Origin of the sequence: Staphylococcus pseudintermedius (assembly GCF_001792775.2) — a bacterium.
Lineage (GTDB): Bacteria > Bacillota > Bacilli > Staphylococcales > Staphylococcaceae > Staphylococcus > Staphylococcus pseudintermedius.
The window spans coordinates 37,770-54,962 of record NZ_MLGE02000009.1 but is presented as its reverse complement, the minus strand read 5'-3'; the positions used below and the strand labels follow the sequence as shown (position 1 = coordinate 54,962).

13 protein-coding genes are annotated in these 17,193 nt (G+C 35.6%); 6 read left to right on the top strand and 7 right to left on the bottom strand.

The annotated features are described in order from the left end of the window. The first annotated feature begins 132 nt into the window (after nucleotides 1–132). From BJK46_RS07750 to BJK46_RS07730, 5 genes are all read left to right on the top strand, one after another. Complete coding sequence (locus BJK46_RS07750) at nucleotides 133–1,308, top strand: diglucosyl diacylglycerol synthase (protein WP_014614346.1); 1,176 nt, start codon at nucleotides 133–135, stop codon at nucleotides 1,306–1,308. After that, nucleotides 1,286–2,470, top strand: a complete 1,185-nt coding sequence (ltaA, locus tag BJK46_RS07745; RefSeq protein WP_014614347.1) for a lipoteichoic acid biosynthesis MFS flippase LtaA — start codon at nucleotides 1,286–1,288, stop codon at nucleotides 2,468–2,470. The genes BJK46_RS07750 and ltaA overlap by 23 nt, the downstream gene beginning before the upstream one ends. A 405-nt stretch (nucleotides 2,471–2,875) precedes the next feature. Then, complete coding sequence (locus BJK46_RS07740) at nucleotides 2,876–4,363, top strand: arylsulfatase (protein ID WP_099992108.1); 1,488 nt, start codon at nucleotides 2,876–2,878, stop codon at nucleotides 4,361–4,363. Between the two features lie 104 nt (nucleotides 4,364–4,467). Next, nucleotides 4,468–5,364, top strand: coding sequence for a PTS mannose/fructose/sorbose/N-acetylgalactosamine transporter subunit IIC (locus tag BJK46_RS07735; protein ID WP_015728906.1), 897 nt, complete (start codon nucleotides 4,468–4,470; stop codon nucleotides 5,362–5,364). Beyond that, nucleotides 5,351–6,244, top strand: coding sequence for a PTS system mannose/fructose/sorbose family transporter subunit IID (locus BJK46_RS07730; RefSeq protein WP_037543485.1), 894 nt, complete (start codon nucleotides 5,351–5,353; stop codon nucleotides 6,242–6,244). The genes BJK46_RS07735 and BJK46_RS07730 overlap by 14 nt, the downstream gene beginning before the upstream one ends. A 571-nt stretch (nucleotides 6,245–6,815) precedes the next feature. Here the strand turns inward: BJK46_RS07730 and BJK46_RS07725 are convergent. From BJK46_RS07725 to BJK46_RS07715, 3 genes are all read right to left on the bottom strand, one after another. After that, on the bottom strand, nucleotides 6,816–7,322 hold the full coding sequence (locus tag BJK46_RS07725) for a 2'-5' RNA ligase family protein (RefSeq protein WP_014614351.1): 507 nt from the start codon (nucleotides 7,320–7,322) through the stop codon (nucleotides 6,816–6,818). 53 nt (nucleotides 7,323–7,375) lie between these two features. Next, the gene (locus BJK46_RS07720) at nucleotides 7,376–8,110 is read right to left on the bottom strand and encodes an esterase family protein (RefSeq protein ID WP_014614352.1); all 735 of its coding nucleotides are present in this window, start codon (nucleotides 8,108–8,110) and stop codon (nucleotides 7,376–7,378) included. Between the two features lie 102 nt (nucleotides 8,111–8,212). Continuing rightward, nucleotides 8,213–9,784, bottom strand: a complete 1,572-nt coding sequence (locus BJK46_RS07715; protein WP_014614353.1) for an alanine/glycine:cation symporter family protein — start codon at nucleotides 9,782–9,784, stop codon at nucleotides 8,213–8,215. 218 nt (nucleotides 9,785–10,002) lie between these two features. Here BJK46_RS07715 and cozEa point away from each other — a divergent pair, with 218 nt between their 5' ends. Beyond that, nucleotides 10,003–11,100 carry a lipoteichoic acid biosynthesis protein CozEa gene (cozEa, locus tag BJK46_RS07710; protein WP_014614354.1) on the top strand — a complete coding sequence of 366 codons (1,098 nt, stop codon included), beginning with the start codon at nucleotides 10,003–10,005 and terminating at the stop codon, nucleotides 11,098–11,100. A gap of 575 nt (nucleotides 11,101–11,675) precedes the next feature. Here the strand turns inward: cozEa and BJK46_RS07705 are convergent. The 4 genes from BJK46_RS07705 to fabI form a co-directional block, all read right to left on the bottom strand. Next, entirely contained in the window at nucleotides 11,676–13,178 is a 1,503-nt protein-coding gene (locus BJK46_RS07705; RefSeq protein WP_233536062.1) for a sialidase family protein, read from the bottom strand. Then, nucleotides 13,178–14,626 (bottom strand): MFS transporter, encoded by a 1,449-nt coding sequence (locus BJK46_RS07700; protein WP_014614356.1) that lies wholly within the window; start codon nucleotides 14,624–14,626, stop codon nucleotides 13,178–13,180. The genes BJK46_RS07705 and BJK46_RS07700 overlap by 1 nt, the downstream gene beginning before the upstream one ends. Nucleotides 14,627–14,666: 40 nt before the next feature. Further along, a complete protein-coding gene (locus BJK46_RS07695) occupies nucleotides 14,667–15,785 on the bottom strand; it encodes a Gfo/Idh/MocA family protein (protein WP_014614357.1) in 1,119 nt (372 codons plus the stop codon). Between the two features lie 504 nt (nucleotides 15,786–16,289). Continuing rightward, nucleotides 16,290–17,060 carry an enoyl-ACP reductase FabI gene (gene fabI, locus BJK46_RS07690; RefSeq protein WP_037543489.1) on the bottom strand — a complete coding sequence of 257 codons (771 nt, stop codon included), beginning with the start codon at nucleotides 17,058–17,060 and terminating at the stop codon, nucleotides 16,290–16,292. Nucleotides 17,061–17,193: the final 133 nt, after the last annotated feature.

Genomic DNA, 17,193 nt, shown 5'->3' with positions numbered 1-17,193 from the left:
GTGTACAGTTAAAATGATTTTAACATTGTTATCGTTTTGTAAGAAATGCCATTAACTTTTCACAAGACGTACAAATTGCGGTACACTAGCATAGAACCAGTTAAAGTCTCAATATCTCGGAGGGTGGCTTTCATGATCACTGAAAAGAAAAAAATATTGATTATCACCGGTTCATTCGGCAATGGCCATATTCAAGTGACGAACAGTATTGTTGAACAGTTGAATCAAATGAATCTTGACAATCTGACAGTCATACAACGTGATTTGTTTTTAGAAGCACATCCGATTATGACAACGATTACTAAAAAGTGGTACATCAATAGCTTTAAGTATTTCCGCCGTATGTATAAAGCATTTTATTATAGTCGCCCTGACCAATTAGATAAGTGCTTCTATAAATATTACGGTTTAAATAAATTACTCAACTTACTATTAAAAGAAAAGCCAGATTTGATTTTGGTAACTTTCCCGACACCAGTCATGTCTGTATTAACCGAGCAGTTTAATATGAACATTCCGATTGCGACGGTCATGACAGATTATCGTATGCACAAAAACTGGATTACACCGAATTCTGAGCGCTATTATTTAGCCACTCATGATTTGAAGCAAGAATTTGAAGCGGTGGGCATTCCAAGTGATCGTATTAAAGTAACAGGTATCCCTATTTCTGAAAAATTTGAAGAACCGATTGATCGTGTAGCTTGGTTACGTCAACATCACCTTGACCCCGAAGCGCAAACCATTTTAATGTCGGCAGGTGCGTTTGGTGTGTCTAAAGGATTTGACGAAATGATTCAACGTATCCTTGATGAAAGTCAGAATGCCCAAGTCGTCATGATATGCGGTCATAGCAAAGAACTGAAACGTCAATTGTCTGCTTCGTTTAAAGACAATCCTAACGTGCTTATTTTAGGTTATACGACCCATATGAATGAATGGATGGCGGCAAGTCATTTAATGATTACGAAACCGGGTGGCATTACCATTTCAGAAGCATTAATCCGAAAAATACCAATGATTTTCTTGAATCCCGCGCCAGGTCAAGAACTAGAAAACGCGCTCTATTTTGAACAAAAAGGCTTCGGGAAAATTGCGAACACACCGACAGAGGCGATTGATATTGTAACGCATTTAACACGTCACTCAAACGAAATTGACCAAATGATACACAATATGAGTGAAGCCCGTCAACCACATGCGACGAAACGTTTATGCCAAGACTTGTTAGACTTACTTTACAATGCTTCAACATTCGAAACTGTATATGGAAAGGTGCCTTTATATGCAAAACTACTCGTCAAATAAGATAGCTATGCGGAATTTCTATATCCTATTAGTCATTTTATTTCTGATGGAATTTGCAAGAGGAATGTATGTATTAAGTTATTTACCTTTATTACCAACCGCAACAACCATTGCTGTTAGTATTACTTCAATTGCAATTTCCATACATTTTATCGCTGACTCAATAACAAACTTTTTCGTTGGCTTTGTGTTGAAACGTTTTGGCGCTAAAGTTGTACTCACTTCAGGCTTTTTTCTCGCTTTAGTGAGTCTCTTTTTAATTATTTGGATGCCGACCTCGCCGGTGACGCTTATTTTAAGTGCTGTCATGCTCGGTGTTGCCGTCTGTCCAATATGGGTTATCATGCTCGCTAGTGTAGATGAAAGAATACGTGGTACTCAGATGGGTTACGTTTATTTTGCATGGCTTGCAGGGATGTTAGCCGGTATGATTGGAATGAACTTAATTTTCAAAGCTCATCCGACACATTTTAACTTTTTGATGGCCCTTTGTGTAGCGATTGCTTTTGTGCTTTATTATTTTGTTAAAGTGAAGTTAACAGATTATAATACGAAAAATGTGAAACAACAGCTCAAACAAATTGTGAGTGTATCACAGCGTCACCTTGTGCTCTTTCCAGGAATTTTACTGCAAGGGATTGCGATTAGCGCACTCATTCCTGTCTTGCCTCAATATGCCGTGGATATCGTTGGTGTAAGTACCGTTGAATATACGGTAGCGATTGTCATTGGCGGTATCGGTTGTACGATTTCGATGCTGTTTTTATCTAAAATGATCGATGCCTATTCTACACGTTTTATGTATAGTGTAATTTTCGCGGGTTTTATCATTTATGGCTTGGCAATTTTCGCATTAACATTGATTCAGCAAATTGTCATTGTTTGGATTATCGCATTATTTATCGGCTTACTGTACGGTTTACTTTTACCGACATGGAATACATTTATGGCACAATTCATTCATCCGAGTGAACAAGAAGAAACTTGGGGTGTGATCAATAGTATCCAAGGTTTTGGTGCCATGCTTGGACCATTATTCGGAGGACCAATATCTCAATTTATGGGCAGCCCTATTTTTACATTTTATTTTGCGGCACTCCTTATCTTTTTCTTAGCTCTGTTTTATGGCGTTTATTTCGTCAAACAACGACGGACATATTAAAAATATTAACAACGACTTTGAAGCAAACACAAAACTTGTTTCAAAGTCGTTGTTATTTTGTGTTTGATAATTGCTCTTTTCAATACTTTCTTAGCTTTCCAAATTTAAGTCCGCGCTAATCCACCTTTCTTTCGTCTACTACGCTGTGCAACTCAACAAAATCATTTAAAAGCAATTGCGTTCAAACAATTTACTAAAAATATAAGAACATAGAGCAATCAAGCAACATTGACAAAAATTTTCAAAACTTGTTATAACCACTCATGACAAGCTGAAATGCCCTAAAATTAAGTAAACGCTTACATCGATAGCCCTATAATTCACTTATTCTCCTTAAAATTGGTCATATTGTCAATACGTACCATTAGTGCTATTTTTTAATTAAATAGAGAAAGGAGAGATTGCATGGATACACAACAACCGAATATCATCCTCATTTGTGTGGATCAACTGCGCTTTGACACGTTAGGTCATCATCATCACCCTGTCGTTTCAACACCTCATTTGGATATGTTGGCATCTCAAGGTTATCATTTTAGTCAAATGTATACTGCTGTGCCAAGTTGCATCGCAAGTCGTGCAGCATTGATGACAGGTTTATCACAAGCCCATCACGGTCGAGTCGGTTATGAAGATAATGTCGATTGGGCCTATGATCAATTTATGGCTGACAGTTTTAGAAATGCAGGTTATCAAACAGAAGCAGTGGGCAAGTTGCACGTGACACCTGAACGAAAACGTATTGGCTTCGACCATGTCATGTTACATGATGGTTATCTTCATGAAGCACGTAAGTACACTGCACCGTATGGTCAAAATTTTGAATATGCTGACGACTATTTAATGTGGTTGAAAGAGCAATTAGGTCATCACGCAGACTTAATGGATGATGGCATCGAACCAAATTCATGGGTTGCTCGTCCGTGGATGTATGGAGAACAGTTTCATCCTACAAACTGGGTTGTCCATGAAGGTATACGTTTTTTACAAAGAAGAGACCCCGAAAAACCTTTTTTCTTAAATCTTTCATTTACACGCCCTCACCCACCACTCAATCCGCCTCAATACTATTTTGATATGTATATGAATAAAATAGATGAATTTCCAGTGATTGAGATGGGTGCCTGGAAAGATATAGAGGAGCCGTTACCTTTTAGTATTACAGCTAAAAAAGGACATTATCATAAAGACGAATTGGATCGTATGCGTGCAGGTTATTACGGCAATATCACCCATATCGATCACCAAATCGGTCGTTTCCTTATCGCGCTAAATGAACAACGAATCGCGAAAAATACAATCATTTTATTTGTATCAGATCATGGCGATCAATTAGGCGAACACAATTTATTCAGAAAAGCATATCCGTACCAAGGGAGCATTCACATTCCGATGATGATTTATGATAAAGGCAACTTATTAAAAGGAAAGCATCGCGATTTACATCAAATTGGAGAATTAAGAGATATTTATCCAACTTTATTAGATTTGGCCAATATCGACATTCCCAAAAACATTGATGGTGTGAGCTTAAAACCTGCCCTTTATGATGATACTTTTGTGACACGTGAATATTTACATGGTGAACACAGTTTCGGTAAAGATTCGAACCAATTTATCATGAATGATGCTTGGAAGTACACTTGGTATCCAGTAAGAGGCATTGAACAATTGTTTCATTATCAAGATGACCCACATGAAAAACATAACTTAATTCATGAAGCTGAATATCAAGCGATTAAAAATGAATTAAAACAACAATTGATTAAAGCATTGACGGATAGAGAAGAAGGCTTTGTGAAAAATGGTGAACTACAGATTTTGTCTGAAACAAAACCGACACTCGATCATTTACAAGCGCGAAACAAATCTGCACAGCGTCAACGTCAATAATTCAATCAAAATGACACTGTTTTGTTCTAAAGCTATATGTACTACACATATAGCTTCAGTTTAAATAAAATATGTAAGCGTTAACATAAAGGGAGTTGAAAATTATGGATATGCTATGGTGGCAAATTTTGCTTTTAACAATCTATGCAGGTGTCCAAATCCTAGATAACTTATCATTTGGGTTTTTAGCACAACCTGTTATGGCCGGTCTTATCAGTGGTCTCGTTATGGGGGATGTCACTACAGGCCTTATCATCGGCGGCGGTATGCAGTTAACAATCCTCGGTGTTGGGACATTCGGTGGTGCGTCTCATATCGATGCCAACTCAGGTACAGTATTAGCGGTAGCCTTTTCAGTTGCGATTGGTATGAACCCAGAACAAGCGTTAGCAACTTTAGGGGTACCAGTAGCGAGTTTAATGATTCAAACAGATATTTTAGCACGTTTCACTAACACATTTTTTGCACATCGTATTGATAGCAAAATTGAAAAAATGGACTATCGCGGCATTGAGCGTAACTACTTATACGGTGCGATTCCGTGGTCATTATCACGCGCGGTTCCTGTGTTTTTAGCTTTGACTTTCGGTAGCAATATCGTTAAACCGGTCGTGAATTACTTGAACACAGACTTAAAATGGTTAGGTGATGGCTTAACATTAGCAGGTGCCCTTTTACCAGCTGTTGGTTTCGCAATCTTATTAAAATACTTACCATTAAAACGTCATTACCCATACTTTATTCTTGGTTTCATCATTACTGCATTATTCGTTACGATTTTTGGTGGTTTAACAACTTTAGGTACTTCAGTTGCTGGGTTAGACAAAAACTTCACAGCTGCAATGGGTCCCCTTCCAATGCTTGCAGTTGCTTTAATCGGTTTCAGTTTAGCAGCAATGGCTTACCAACGTAGCACGCAAACAGCACCAAGCTATGGGGGTCAACAACGTCAACAGTCAAATGTAGATGACGAGGGGGAAATAGAAGATGACGAACTCTAAAACGAAACATTCAAAAGAACCTTTAGCCTTAAACACTCCATTTGAAGATCCAACATTAACAGGAAGTCCCCCTAAAGAACCATATCAACTCACGAAGAAAGACTTTCGTCAAATCAACTTACGTAGCTTACTGTTCTTCCAATGGGGTTGGAACTACGAGCGTATGCAAGGCTCTGGTTACTTATTTACGATTTTACCGCAATTACGTAAAATTTATGGTGATAACTCACCTGAATTAAAAGAAATGATGCGTACACATGCGCAATTCTTCAATACAAGTAACTACTTTAATACTATTGTGACAGGTATCGATATCGCAATGGAAGAAAATGAAGGCCTTAAAGCAAAAGAGTCTGTAAAAGGGATTAAAGTTGGTTTAATGGGACCATTCGCGGCAGTTGGGGATGCCATTTTCGGTTCATTAATTCCAACGATTTTCGGTGCCATCGCAGCAAATATGGCAACAGACGGTAATCCATTCGGTATTTTACTTTGGTTCTTCGCAGTTTTATTCATCATTGGCTTCAGATGGAAACAATTGCCATTCGCTTATAAAGAAGGGATTTCACTCGTTACAACGATGCAACATCGTTTAGAATCATTAACAAATGCAGCAACATTAATGGGTGTCTTTATGGTCGGGGCCCTCGTGGCGACCATGATTCGTGTGAAATTTGCATTTGAGCCAACACTTGGTGATGTCACTATAAATTTCAGTGAAAATGCAGATATGATTTTACCGCGTCTTGTACCTTTAGCAGTCGTTTTCAGTGTTTATTGGTTATTAGGTCGTAAAAACATGAATTCAACGCGTGCGATTTTCATCGTTATTATCGTAGCTATTCTTTTCTCAAGCTTAGGCATTTTACAAAAGTTATAGCAATAATAAAATCCCCGCAACAACGGTCAATTTTAGCCGTTATTGTGGGAATTTTTTGGGTTATATATTTTTAACGGTTGGTGAGAGGTTCACTGACCGTTATTTTAATTATTGATATTAAAAAGTTCTCAATCATTAGTGGTGTGTAATATAGAAAGATTCCTTTCGTCGTAACAGAAAAGCTCTGCGTTTTAACGATAGCAAGGATATTAGCAAAGACTGTCATAAAAAAGTATGTTGCTTTAATAAAACAGAGCTTAGCCTAATGATTATTGTGGTTATTCATATCATACTGTCTTACCTATATATTTTTAAACAAAATTTTTCACTACCACTTAACAAAATATATAGATGAAGTATGTTTTCTCAGAAATTGAAATAAACAGCCTAAAAACAACATCATTAACAGTTTTGTTAATATCATTTTATTATATCATTAACTTTATGCACTCAATATTATATAGGTTTTCATATTTTGCTAGACACAGATAATATGAATTTTCGAACTTAAAAAATGGACTGATATGCACGCCCCATGCCACATCAGCCCATTTTTTATTTTTCAATCATATTATAAAGAAAACGTAGCAATTTCTTCCCATTCTGCTACATCTTCTTTAAAATGCATCAATGATAATGTATCAATTATTTCTTTATGTTCAATGCCTGCTAAATGCACTTGACCATAGATATCTTCAAACTCTTGGCTTGTTAAACCTTGTGCAATCGTAAAGTGTGGTACAAATGCGTGTTCAGATTTACCATAAAAATCTTCGCCATCAAAGCGGTTGAATAAATCTTCTAGTGCTGCATTTTTCTCGACTTTAAAATAAATAACGTTTGTAATCGGTGCAAAGTTTGATGCTTTTGATACATAAACCTCTGCTTGTTGTGCCCCTTCTAAACGTTTTTCTATTTCAGCTTTAACTTGATCAAGATCTTTTTCATCAATTTCAAAATTACTTTTAATCGTAATATGAGGTTGAATCATTGTGTAGTGCTTATCATAACGTTTACGATAAGCGTTGACCTCGTTTTGGAAATCTTTTGACGGAATTAACGCTAATCCTAAAATCATTTGAATTCCTCCTTTGTATTCGCTTACTTTTATTATAGCAAATTTTCTTAAAACTAGTTACTTAAAAAGTAAGTTAACATTTTTGGCAATTCTTTCTGCCAAGTTTTCCAATTGTGCCCACCATCTAATTCTTCGTAGTAATATGTCATTTGTTGCGATTCAAATAAATCTTTTAATGTACGGTTAGGTGTTAAGAAGTCTGCTCGCTCACCACTTGTTGGCAATTTAAAATCAATCTCTTCTTTACCTACCGCATGCCAAATGTTTAATTCTGATTTAAACTGACAACGATTAAAAATGAGTTTCACAATATCATCATAATGCGGACTCAATAAACCGACTTGACTCATCACACGTGGGTACGAAAGTGCAGTTAACAATGCGATACTCCCTGCTAAACTATCACCTAATAAAATTCTCGCGTTCCCTACTTTATATGTTGCGAAATTCTCATCAATCCACGGTAAAATCTCATTTGCGACCGCTTGAACCGTTTGTGCAGCTTTTTCGCCTTCTGGATGGAATTCCATATGACGCATCTTCACATTTTGATAATGCAGTCCGACGATAATTGCACGCTCGACTTCCCCATTTTTTCTTAATTTCTCATATACACGATGAAGTTGACCATACCTTAGAAAGTCACGACCATCAAAACAAAAAATTACTTTCGATTTATATAAATCAGAATAATCTTTCGGCAAATAGACTGATAATGTAATTTCTCGCTCTAAGTAGTCGCTTTGTAGGTGTGTGACCGTTACTTCACCTGGATTAAATGTAGTCATAAAAAGCGCCTCCTCATACGAATTAATCTCATTGTATCAGGAGACGCATGCTGTGTTAATCTATAAAGCTTGATTTGACGCTATTTTGTCTAATTTGTGACGTTACGGTTGAATATCTTCTTCTTTCAAACGTTTCGGATAATCTTCTAACCAGAACGTAGCAGTTGGAATCTCTTTAGGATCTGGACGGTAAATCGCGGTTTTGCCTGTCCCTTTTTCCTTCTTCTGACGTTCAAAGTCTTTTAATGCATGCATGGCTGGTCGATATAAAATCCAAATCGCAATGATGTTTAACCATGCCATCAATCCGACACCTAAGTCACCCATAGCCCATGCGATGTCAGCCGTTTTCACTGCACCGTATGCGGTCGCTGCGATTAAGACGAGACGTGTCACATTACGCCATAATTGGTTTTGATTTTTCGCAATACGATTCGTTAAGAAACTAACATTCGTTTCAGCGATGTAGTAATACGCTAAAATCGTTGTAAAGGCAAAGAAGAATAACGCAATCGCGATAAAGTACGAACCAAATCCTGAGAAATTCGGATCAAAGTGGTAACTCGAACCTTGTAACGCTTTATCAATCCCTGCTTGTGCATACATCGCAGTACCAGAGTAATCTTTCGTACCATCCGCGTTTTGCACAAAAATTTCACTATTTTTTAATAAACCAGGCATACCATCAGCCGCAACTGTTCCATCTGTTGTATTATATGTACCAGAAATTAAAATAATTAACGCTGTTGCTGTACAAACGAATAATGTATCCACGTAAACAGAAAATGCTTGAACGAGACCTTGCTTCGCTGGATGAGACACTTCTGCTGCTGCCGCTGCGTGAGGTCCTGTACCTTGACCTGCTTCATTTGAATACAGTCCACGTTTCACACCAATCTCAATCATTGCACCGATAATACCACCAAAAGCGGCTTCCATACCGAATGCTGATTTAAAGATAAGCGCAAACAATGCAGGTACTTCTTGAATATTAAGTATGATAATGACAATCGCCATTAAAATATAAATAATCGCCATAAATGGAACAACTGCCGTCGCTACTTTCGCAATCCATTTTACGCCACCAAAAATAATGAGTGCTAAAACGACTACAAGTACGACTGCAATCACCCACGCAGGAATACCGAACGCATTATGCATTGAACTTGCAATCGCATTTGACTGAACACCTGGCAACAATAGACCAACTGAAATAATCGTCACAATCGCGAAGACTAAACCGTAAACCTTCCCAAATTTACCTTTAATCCCTTTTTCAATATAATATGCCGGACCCCCGCGGTATTCGCCATCTTCTTCTTGTTTATAAATTTGACCTAGCGCTGACTCGATAAAGGCTGTTCCTGCGCCTAAAAATGCAGTAGCCCACATCCAAAAGACTGCACCAGGACCCCCGATGAAAATCGCAGTAGAAACACCAACGATATTCCCTGTCCCCACACGACCTGCTAATGATAACGCAATAGCCTGAAAACTAGAAATCCCCGTTGGTGACTTTTCACCTTGAAACATGAGACGAATCATTTCTTTAAAGTGACGGACTTGTAAAAAACGACTCATCAAACTAAATGCAACCCCTGTAAGTAAAAGACCATAAACTAATGGCTTACTCCAAACAACTTCATTAAGCCATCCCACAATCGTTTCTAACATAAACATTCCCCCTTTTTCTTCTGCACCCTTTTTTATAATTTTCTGATAAATATGATATCAGTATACACAGTTAAAAAATTCCGTGCAACTCTTTTTTTAGAACAACACACCATGCAAAAAATGCAAATGATTCAAGTATTGGTTAAATTTTTTCTTTTAACGTGATTCTGATTGGGATATACTGTAATCAGTGTTCTTATAGAAGGAGGAAACAATGTATGACAAATAAAGTGTGGTTCCGAACAGGTGTAGCACTACTACTTTTATTTTTAATCATCAAATTATTTTTAGATGTTAACCACATATTTATGCCAATCATTATTATCATTCAATCTATTATATTACCTTTATTGCTGAGTGGTTTTTTATTTTACATCTGTTTGCCATTCCAAAAAATGCTCGAGAAGCGTCATTTACCGAGATGGGCAAGTATTACGATTATCTTACTCGCATTAACAGCAATGATGGCGGCAGTGATTGGTGTGATTGGACCGGTTATTGCTACACAAATCGAGAATTTAATCCATCAAATTCCATTTATTCAACGTGAAGCTGAACGTTTAATTAATTTTGCACTCGACCAACGCGATCGCTTACCTGATCAAGTGACAGAAAAAATTAACGACATCGTGTCTTATTTTAGTCAGATGGCTTCGGATTTGTTGTCTAACTCGCTTAACATTATTTCAAGTATTGTGTCGACATTGTTCTTGTTGATTTTAGTACCATTCTTCTTGATTTATATGTTAAAAGACCACGAACGCTTTATTCCAGCCGTCGCAAATATTTTTAATGGCGAACGTAAAATTTTCATCGTAAACTTATTAAAAGATTTAAACCAAACGCTGATGTCTTACATTCAAGGTCAAGTGACAGTGAGTTTAATTCTAGGGGCTATTTTATATATTGGTTATTCGATTATCGGTTTAGAGTACACAATGCTCTTAGTAATGTTTGCGATTGTAGCAAATATGATTCCGTTTTTAGGTCCTTGGATGGCGTTCTTACCAGCTGGTATTTTAGGCTTAATTCAAAGTCCAACCACGTTCATTTGGGTCTGTGTTATTACTTTGATTGCACAACAACTCGAAGGTAACGTCATTACACCTAACGTTATGGGTAAATCATTAAACATTCATCCACTTACGATTATCATTGTGATTTTAGCTTCAGGTAGTTTAGGTGGCTTTACACTGATTTTAGTCGCAGTACCACTTTATGCAGTACTTAAAACTATCGTACGTAACGTGTTCAAGTACCGTCATCAAATTATGCATAAAGCCCACAGTGACGTCGATGATAAAGGAATGCTTTAATTAATAAAGAGACATGCTAACTTCAACAATACGGTTAGCATGTTTTTTATTGCTTAACTTTCAAAATCAATAAAACTAATAAATTGCTTAAGAGTCATTAAGTTCTCTATACCTCTATCTTCTCACAACTTATCAATGACATCCGAAATATTTATGTCGCTCCTCCAATGATTATCTTTCTCAACGCTCAATTTAATCGCTGTTATTCTCGTAACTATACAAAACCAAAACAGTAAATGCTAACAAAGCTTTCTTTTAACAATTTTTCGTATTCATCATATTCATCTACTATAGAATAGACTTAAATGTCTTGACATAATGAAGTCATGGAGCTACTAAAACCGATCACCATTCACATATAATCAATTGAAATTTTATCTTTAAATCAACAACGTAAAATTTCATAATCAAATTTAAAAACAGCAATTATATCTAAAAGCACCCTAAAAATCATATTAAAATCTAATTTTCAGGGTGCAAATTACCTTTATAAATTTGATTCACATTTTAGTTTCCACGCTTTTACTCATTTCATTCACTTTTTAGTCAAAGTAATTGACACAAAAACAATAGAACTAATTGGATAACAAATCCTCAAATGTATAAACACGGTATTTCATAGTATTTTTTAAATGCAGTTGATTTCTAGACCAAGAATCATACTTTTCGTATAATAATAAAATTTTCGAATCCTTTGTCTCGGTTAATGCTGAATAAGAATAACCCACATTGATTTCATCAACTTGTTTATGATGAATCCAGTCAATATTATTTGTTTTACTATCTACTAAACCTATCCATATTTGCCCATTATTTCTTCCTGTTCTTGAATTTGGGGTGCTGAGAATAATAACATCTTTTCCTTGGTATTTCTGTGAATACTTTATTACAGAAATTTGTGTACCATATCGGGTTTGATTGATTTGACTTAAATAATGCACGTTGTCCCATGTATGACCATTGTCTAAACTCGTAATATAGCCTATTTTCCCAGTTGTAGTTCTGAAAAAAGCTCTAATCACATTTGGCTTTAATTCGACCATTTGCGTTTCTGCAGTTGCATTCTTAAAAGGTAAATCAGCTTTTGTTGCCTGCCAAGTTATTCCATGATCATCACTATAAATAAAAACAAGTCCTTGCGAAGTATAAGATGCAAATATTAAACGCCCTGTAGAAGTTGCTAAACCTTGGCCAGGACTTAAATAGGATGCATTATGATTCAATCCTAAAAATGGCGGTAAAATTTCAGGGTGCCCCCATTTTTGTCCATCCATACTCGTCGTATAAACGATATAATTTGTAGGTGTTACTTTAAATATCGAATCTTTATAGAAAATATTCATTTTAACCTTATTATTATTATGGTATTCCTGCAAATTTGAACCATTAAATTTCACTGAATATTGCGTTACATATTGATATTCGTTATTTTTTAAAATATTATAATCTCTATCTACACTATAAATGGTAGGATTGTTATTCTTATCATTAAATATTGTACCATTCTCACGGATAGAATAATTATAGCCTTTCTCATTATTCAACTTTAATTTCATGTAATATTTGCCATTAATTTCTTTAAAACCTGAATCACTTTTTAGGGCATTATTATTACCAATACCCGCTGGCATCATATCTGCCATTAAAAAAATTTTATTGGTATTTTTATCTTGTACAATTGCTGAGTCAATAAATGAAGCGCTCCCTTGAATTTGTCTATTTTTCCCAACATTATCACGTGGCCAATCTATCAATTGACTTTCATAATCATGGAATTGTAATGCAAATGTAGGGGATGTCCAGTTCTTACCATCAAAACTAGTAGATGTCGCTATATTAATTTTACTTTTTGCATCATGTGTCCCACCATAGCGTGCATCAGCGCTTGCAATCATTTCTCCATTACTTAACGTATACAATGCAGGGATTCTAAAATAATTCGCTTGGGTTGTATCGCCTGATTTGAAAATACTTTGATCTTTGACCGGGTTATTTTCTGCTCGAACCTCTTGATTAAAAGCTAACATCAACGTACTGACTAGTGTAAATAATACTCCCAATTTGATAATCTTCTTCATTATATTTTAACTTGCATTCTTTCACGTTCTTCTCTTAATTCTCTAGCGATTCTATCTGTCGTCTTTTTATTCATTGGATAACCAAACATTAAAATCAATGCAGCAACTAAGAATAATACAGCAGGAAGTAAATTTGATATCATATAAATTCTTTCTTGCACAACCTCAGATTGCATAGCACCTCCAACTGTAGAAGATTGATATCCAATAAACGCTAGCATAAATCCACCAATACCACCAGAAAACGCCTGAGCCACTTTTCTTGCAAATGAATTCAGACCATAAACTGTACCATCTTCGCGTAAACCTGTATTATATTGATGCGCATCAATTACATCGGTTATTAATGCCCAAACGATTACATTAAATACTGAATAACCAATTGTTGCAAAAAACATTAAAGTGACATACACCCAAGGGTTCGTTGTGTGTAAGAAGAATAACAAGAAAAACATCAATGATGAAAATGGTAGAGCAATCATAGTTACTTCTTTTTTACCAAACTTCCTTACTAGGTAAATTGTAGGAGCTGCAACTAATACAACTGTTCCCCAGTTAAATAGCATAGCAATTGACATCGCTTTCGGGCTATGGAAGTAATCATTGAACAAATATGTCGTAGTAGTACCATATAAAATTTGAGTTAATACTACAAAGAAATCTACTATGATTAGAACTAGAATCGCTCTATCAGTAAATAAGCCTTTTAATAGTTTACCTACAGTCACTTTTTCTTTTTTCTTAACTTGCACTCGTTCTACTAACATATGATTGATAATATTATATACAATAAAAGCAATCGAACAACAAATGATTGCGATAATAAAGAATCTCATTCCAGAAATTGTTTTTTCACCATGCGCATTTGTTGTATAAATGAACATTGGGATTAAAAATCCCGTTGAAGACATCCCTATTGCTGCCCCCACACTTCTAAATGTTGACAGTGCCGCTCGATCATCAGGATGATCACTGATTGCCGCAGCCATAGAACCATATGGGATGTTAATGGCTGATAAAACTACGCCAAAAATCAAGTAAGTCGCAAAAATATATGCAATCTTTGCCCCATCATTCCAATCATGAACTAATGGTAAAAATAGTAGTAATGAGATGATACAAAACGGATACTTCATTCTTCTAATCCACGGTTTAAATCGACCATCAGGCGTTAATTCTGCTACATCTACCATACGTCCAACTGATACATCTGCAAATGCATCAATAATTCTTGAAATTAAAAATAGTATTCCTACTACACTGCCTGCAATACCCAGTACATTCGTATAATAAATCATTAAAAAGCTATTTACGAGACCTAAAATTGCATCATTACCTATGTCACCCAACATATATCCAATTTTATCTTTCATTCCAAATGGCTTTGCATCAACTTTGATAGCGGTCATGTTTTGACTGCTTGAAACTGCCCCTTCTTTTTGTTTCATATCTTTCATCACCTTTTAAATGAATTCGTCCTTGTTGTCGTTAGCGATTTAAAATTTCACTCAATGAAACTTTTCTATCTTCTAAATTTGATAAAGTTGCTGCATCGGCAGTAGCAATAGCTTCTTCCGCTGCTGTACCATCTAAAAGTTTTAAATATTCACTTGATACTTCTTTTCCGTGTATAACATCGTTAAAGAATTCCATTTCTTTATGAATTAATGTATTTAACCAAAGTGGTGTTCTTTTTCCTGGATGACCATATTGAATGGCACCATCCATTTCTGTGCCATGATAAATTTGAGTACGGTTCTCATCCTCTTCTTGGGTTTCATGAATTAGGAAATGTGTTTCTTTTCCATCAACTCTCAGAGTCCCACCTGTGTCATACATATTTAACATGATTGCGCCTTTTGTTCCTTGAATCATGACATAGTGCTCTCCCCATCGGAATGCTGAACCCCATTCTAAATGTGCATATCTGTTTCCAGAGAACTCTAAGTTCATCATTATAAAATCATCTTCATCACCAAATGCCTCACCATTATGAGCAATATCAGATGCGGTCATTGTAACTTTTTCAGGCATTCCCCCCATTATAAATTGAACACAGTCTAATTCATGAATATGGTGATATAAGTGACCACCTGATTGATCTCTCATTTTTTTCCAGGAAATACTTGGTTGTGCTTCTTCCCAACCGTTTCGAGCTGATTTTACAAATAACACATCCCCTATTACACCTTGTTGAATCAATTCTTTTGCATGATGCACACCATTAAAGAAATTCATAATGTGACCTGCCATAAAGATAACTCCAGCCTCTTTACATGCACTGACCATCTCAACACAATCTTTATAGTTTAATGCAATAGGTTTTTCACAAAATACATGTTTTTTATTTTTTGCTGCTTCTAGTACTGGTTCTTTATGAAGGTTGTTAGGTGTTGCAACAATGACACAATCAATTTCACTGTCAGATACTAATTCCTCTAAACTATTCGCACATTTGCATTCAAGTTCTGAAGATATTTGTTCACCATTTTCCGGATCATATACTGATATAATCTTCGCTCCTTTATTTTTTTTCATTGCTCTAGCAAGCTCTGCACCAAAATAACCAACGCCAACTACACCGTATCCTATCATTTCATTTGTCATTCTAAAAACTCCTTTCAATTATGTAAGCACTTACAATATATAACGGATTTTATTAGTTTTCAACTTTTATATTTATTGAAACAAATTTCAAAATGACTATATTTATGTGTGAATATGAATAAAATAGAGGAGATTTAAGTAAGAAATTACAGTATGAAAATAAATATGCAGACTTAATGTATACATTTTCCAATAATAAAAGTATTTATGTATAAATAATTCTACATATAGGATGGATTATTTTAAAATAGCGACATAGTATTGAAAAATTATTTCAGTTTAATTTTTTTTGGATTGTCAGTAATTTTTGCTCTATTTCATAGTGAGGTAAAAGCCATTACACTAAACTTGGAAATTAAAATGTATAAGTATCAGTTGTCTTGAGAAAGCTCAAAAAAATTGATATAGCTACCAATTTAATTCAATCATTTTCAGAATGGAATAAAACACGTACACCCTAAGTTCGATTTATAACGAACTTAGGGTGTACGTGTTTTACTGGTTTTATCGAATCGCGTGGTAACCTGCGTCAACATGAATATTTTCCCCTGTAACGCCAGAAGAGAAATCACTTAATAAGTACGCTGCTGTTTTACCTACTTCTTCTTGATCGACATTACGTCTTAATGGCGCGCGTTCTTCAATTTCTTTTAAGATGCTCGTGAAGCCCCCAACGCCTCGTGCACTTAATGTACGGATGGGTCCTGCAGAAATCGAATTCACACGAATGTTATCTTGACCTAAGTCTGCTGCTAAATATTTCACAGATGCTTCAAGACTTGCTTTTGCTACACCCATCACATTGTAGTTCGGTACTGCAAATTCGCCACCAATGTATGATGATGTCACGATACTCCCCGCTTCATTCATAATTTTACGAGCTTCACGTGCAACAATCGTTAATGAATACGCACTGATGTCTTGCGCAAGTAAAAAACCGTCACGTGATGTATCTGAGAAACGACCTCTTAGTTCTTCAACACGTGCAAATGCAATAGAATGGAATACACCATCAATTTTGCCAACTGCTTGACCAATTTTTTCGAAGCCATTGACAACCTCTTCATCACTTTGTACATCGATTTGATATACATGCTTTTCAGATTGATTAAGTTGATCGATAAGCTTATCTAATTCATTAAAACTTCTTTCTTTTCTGTATGTAAACACTAATTTTGCGCCTAATTGGTCTAATACTTTTGCTACACCGAAACCAATACTACGCTTGTTTGCAATACCCATAATTACAAAAGTTTTACCTTCAAGATTCATCACTGTAGATTACTCCTTTACGTTTAATGACATGATTATATTAATATTAACATCTGGTACTAAATTTTGAAAAGTATTTCCCTTTTGAAGAAAGCAACACAGCCTTGAAATAGTTAACATCCATATTTCAAAACTG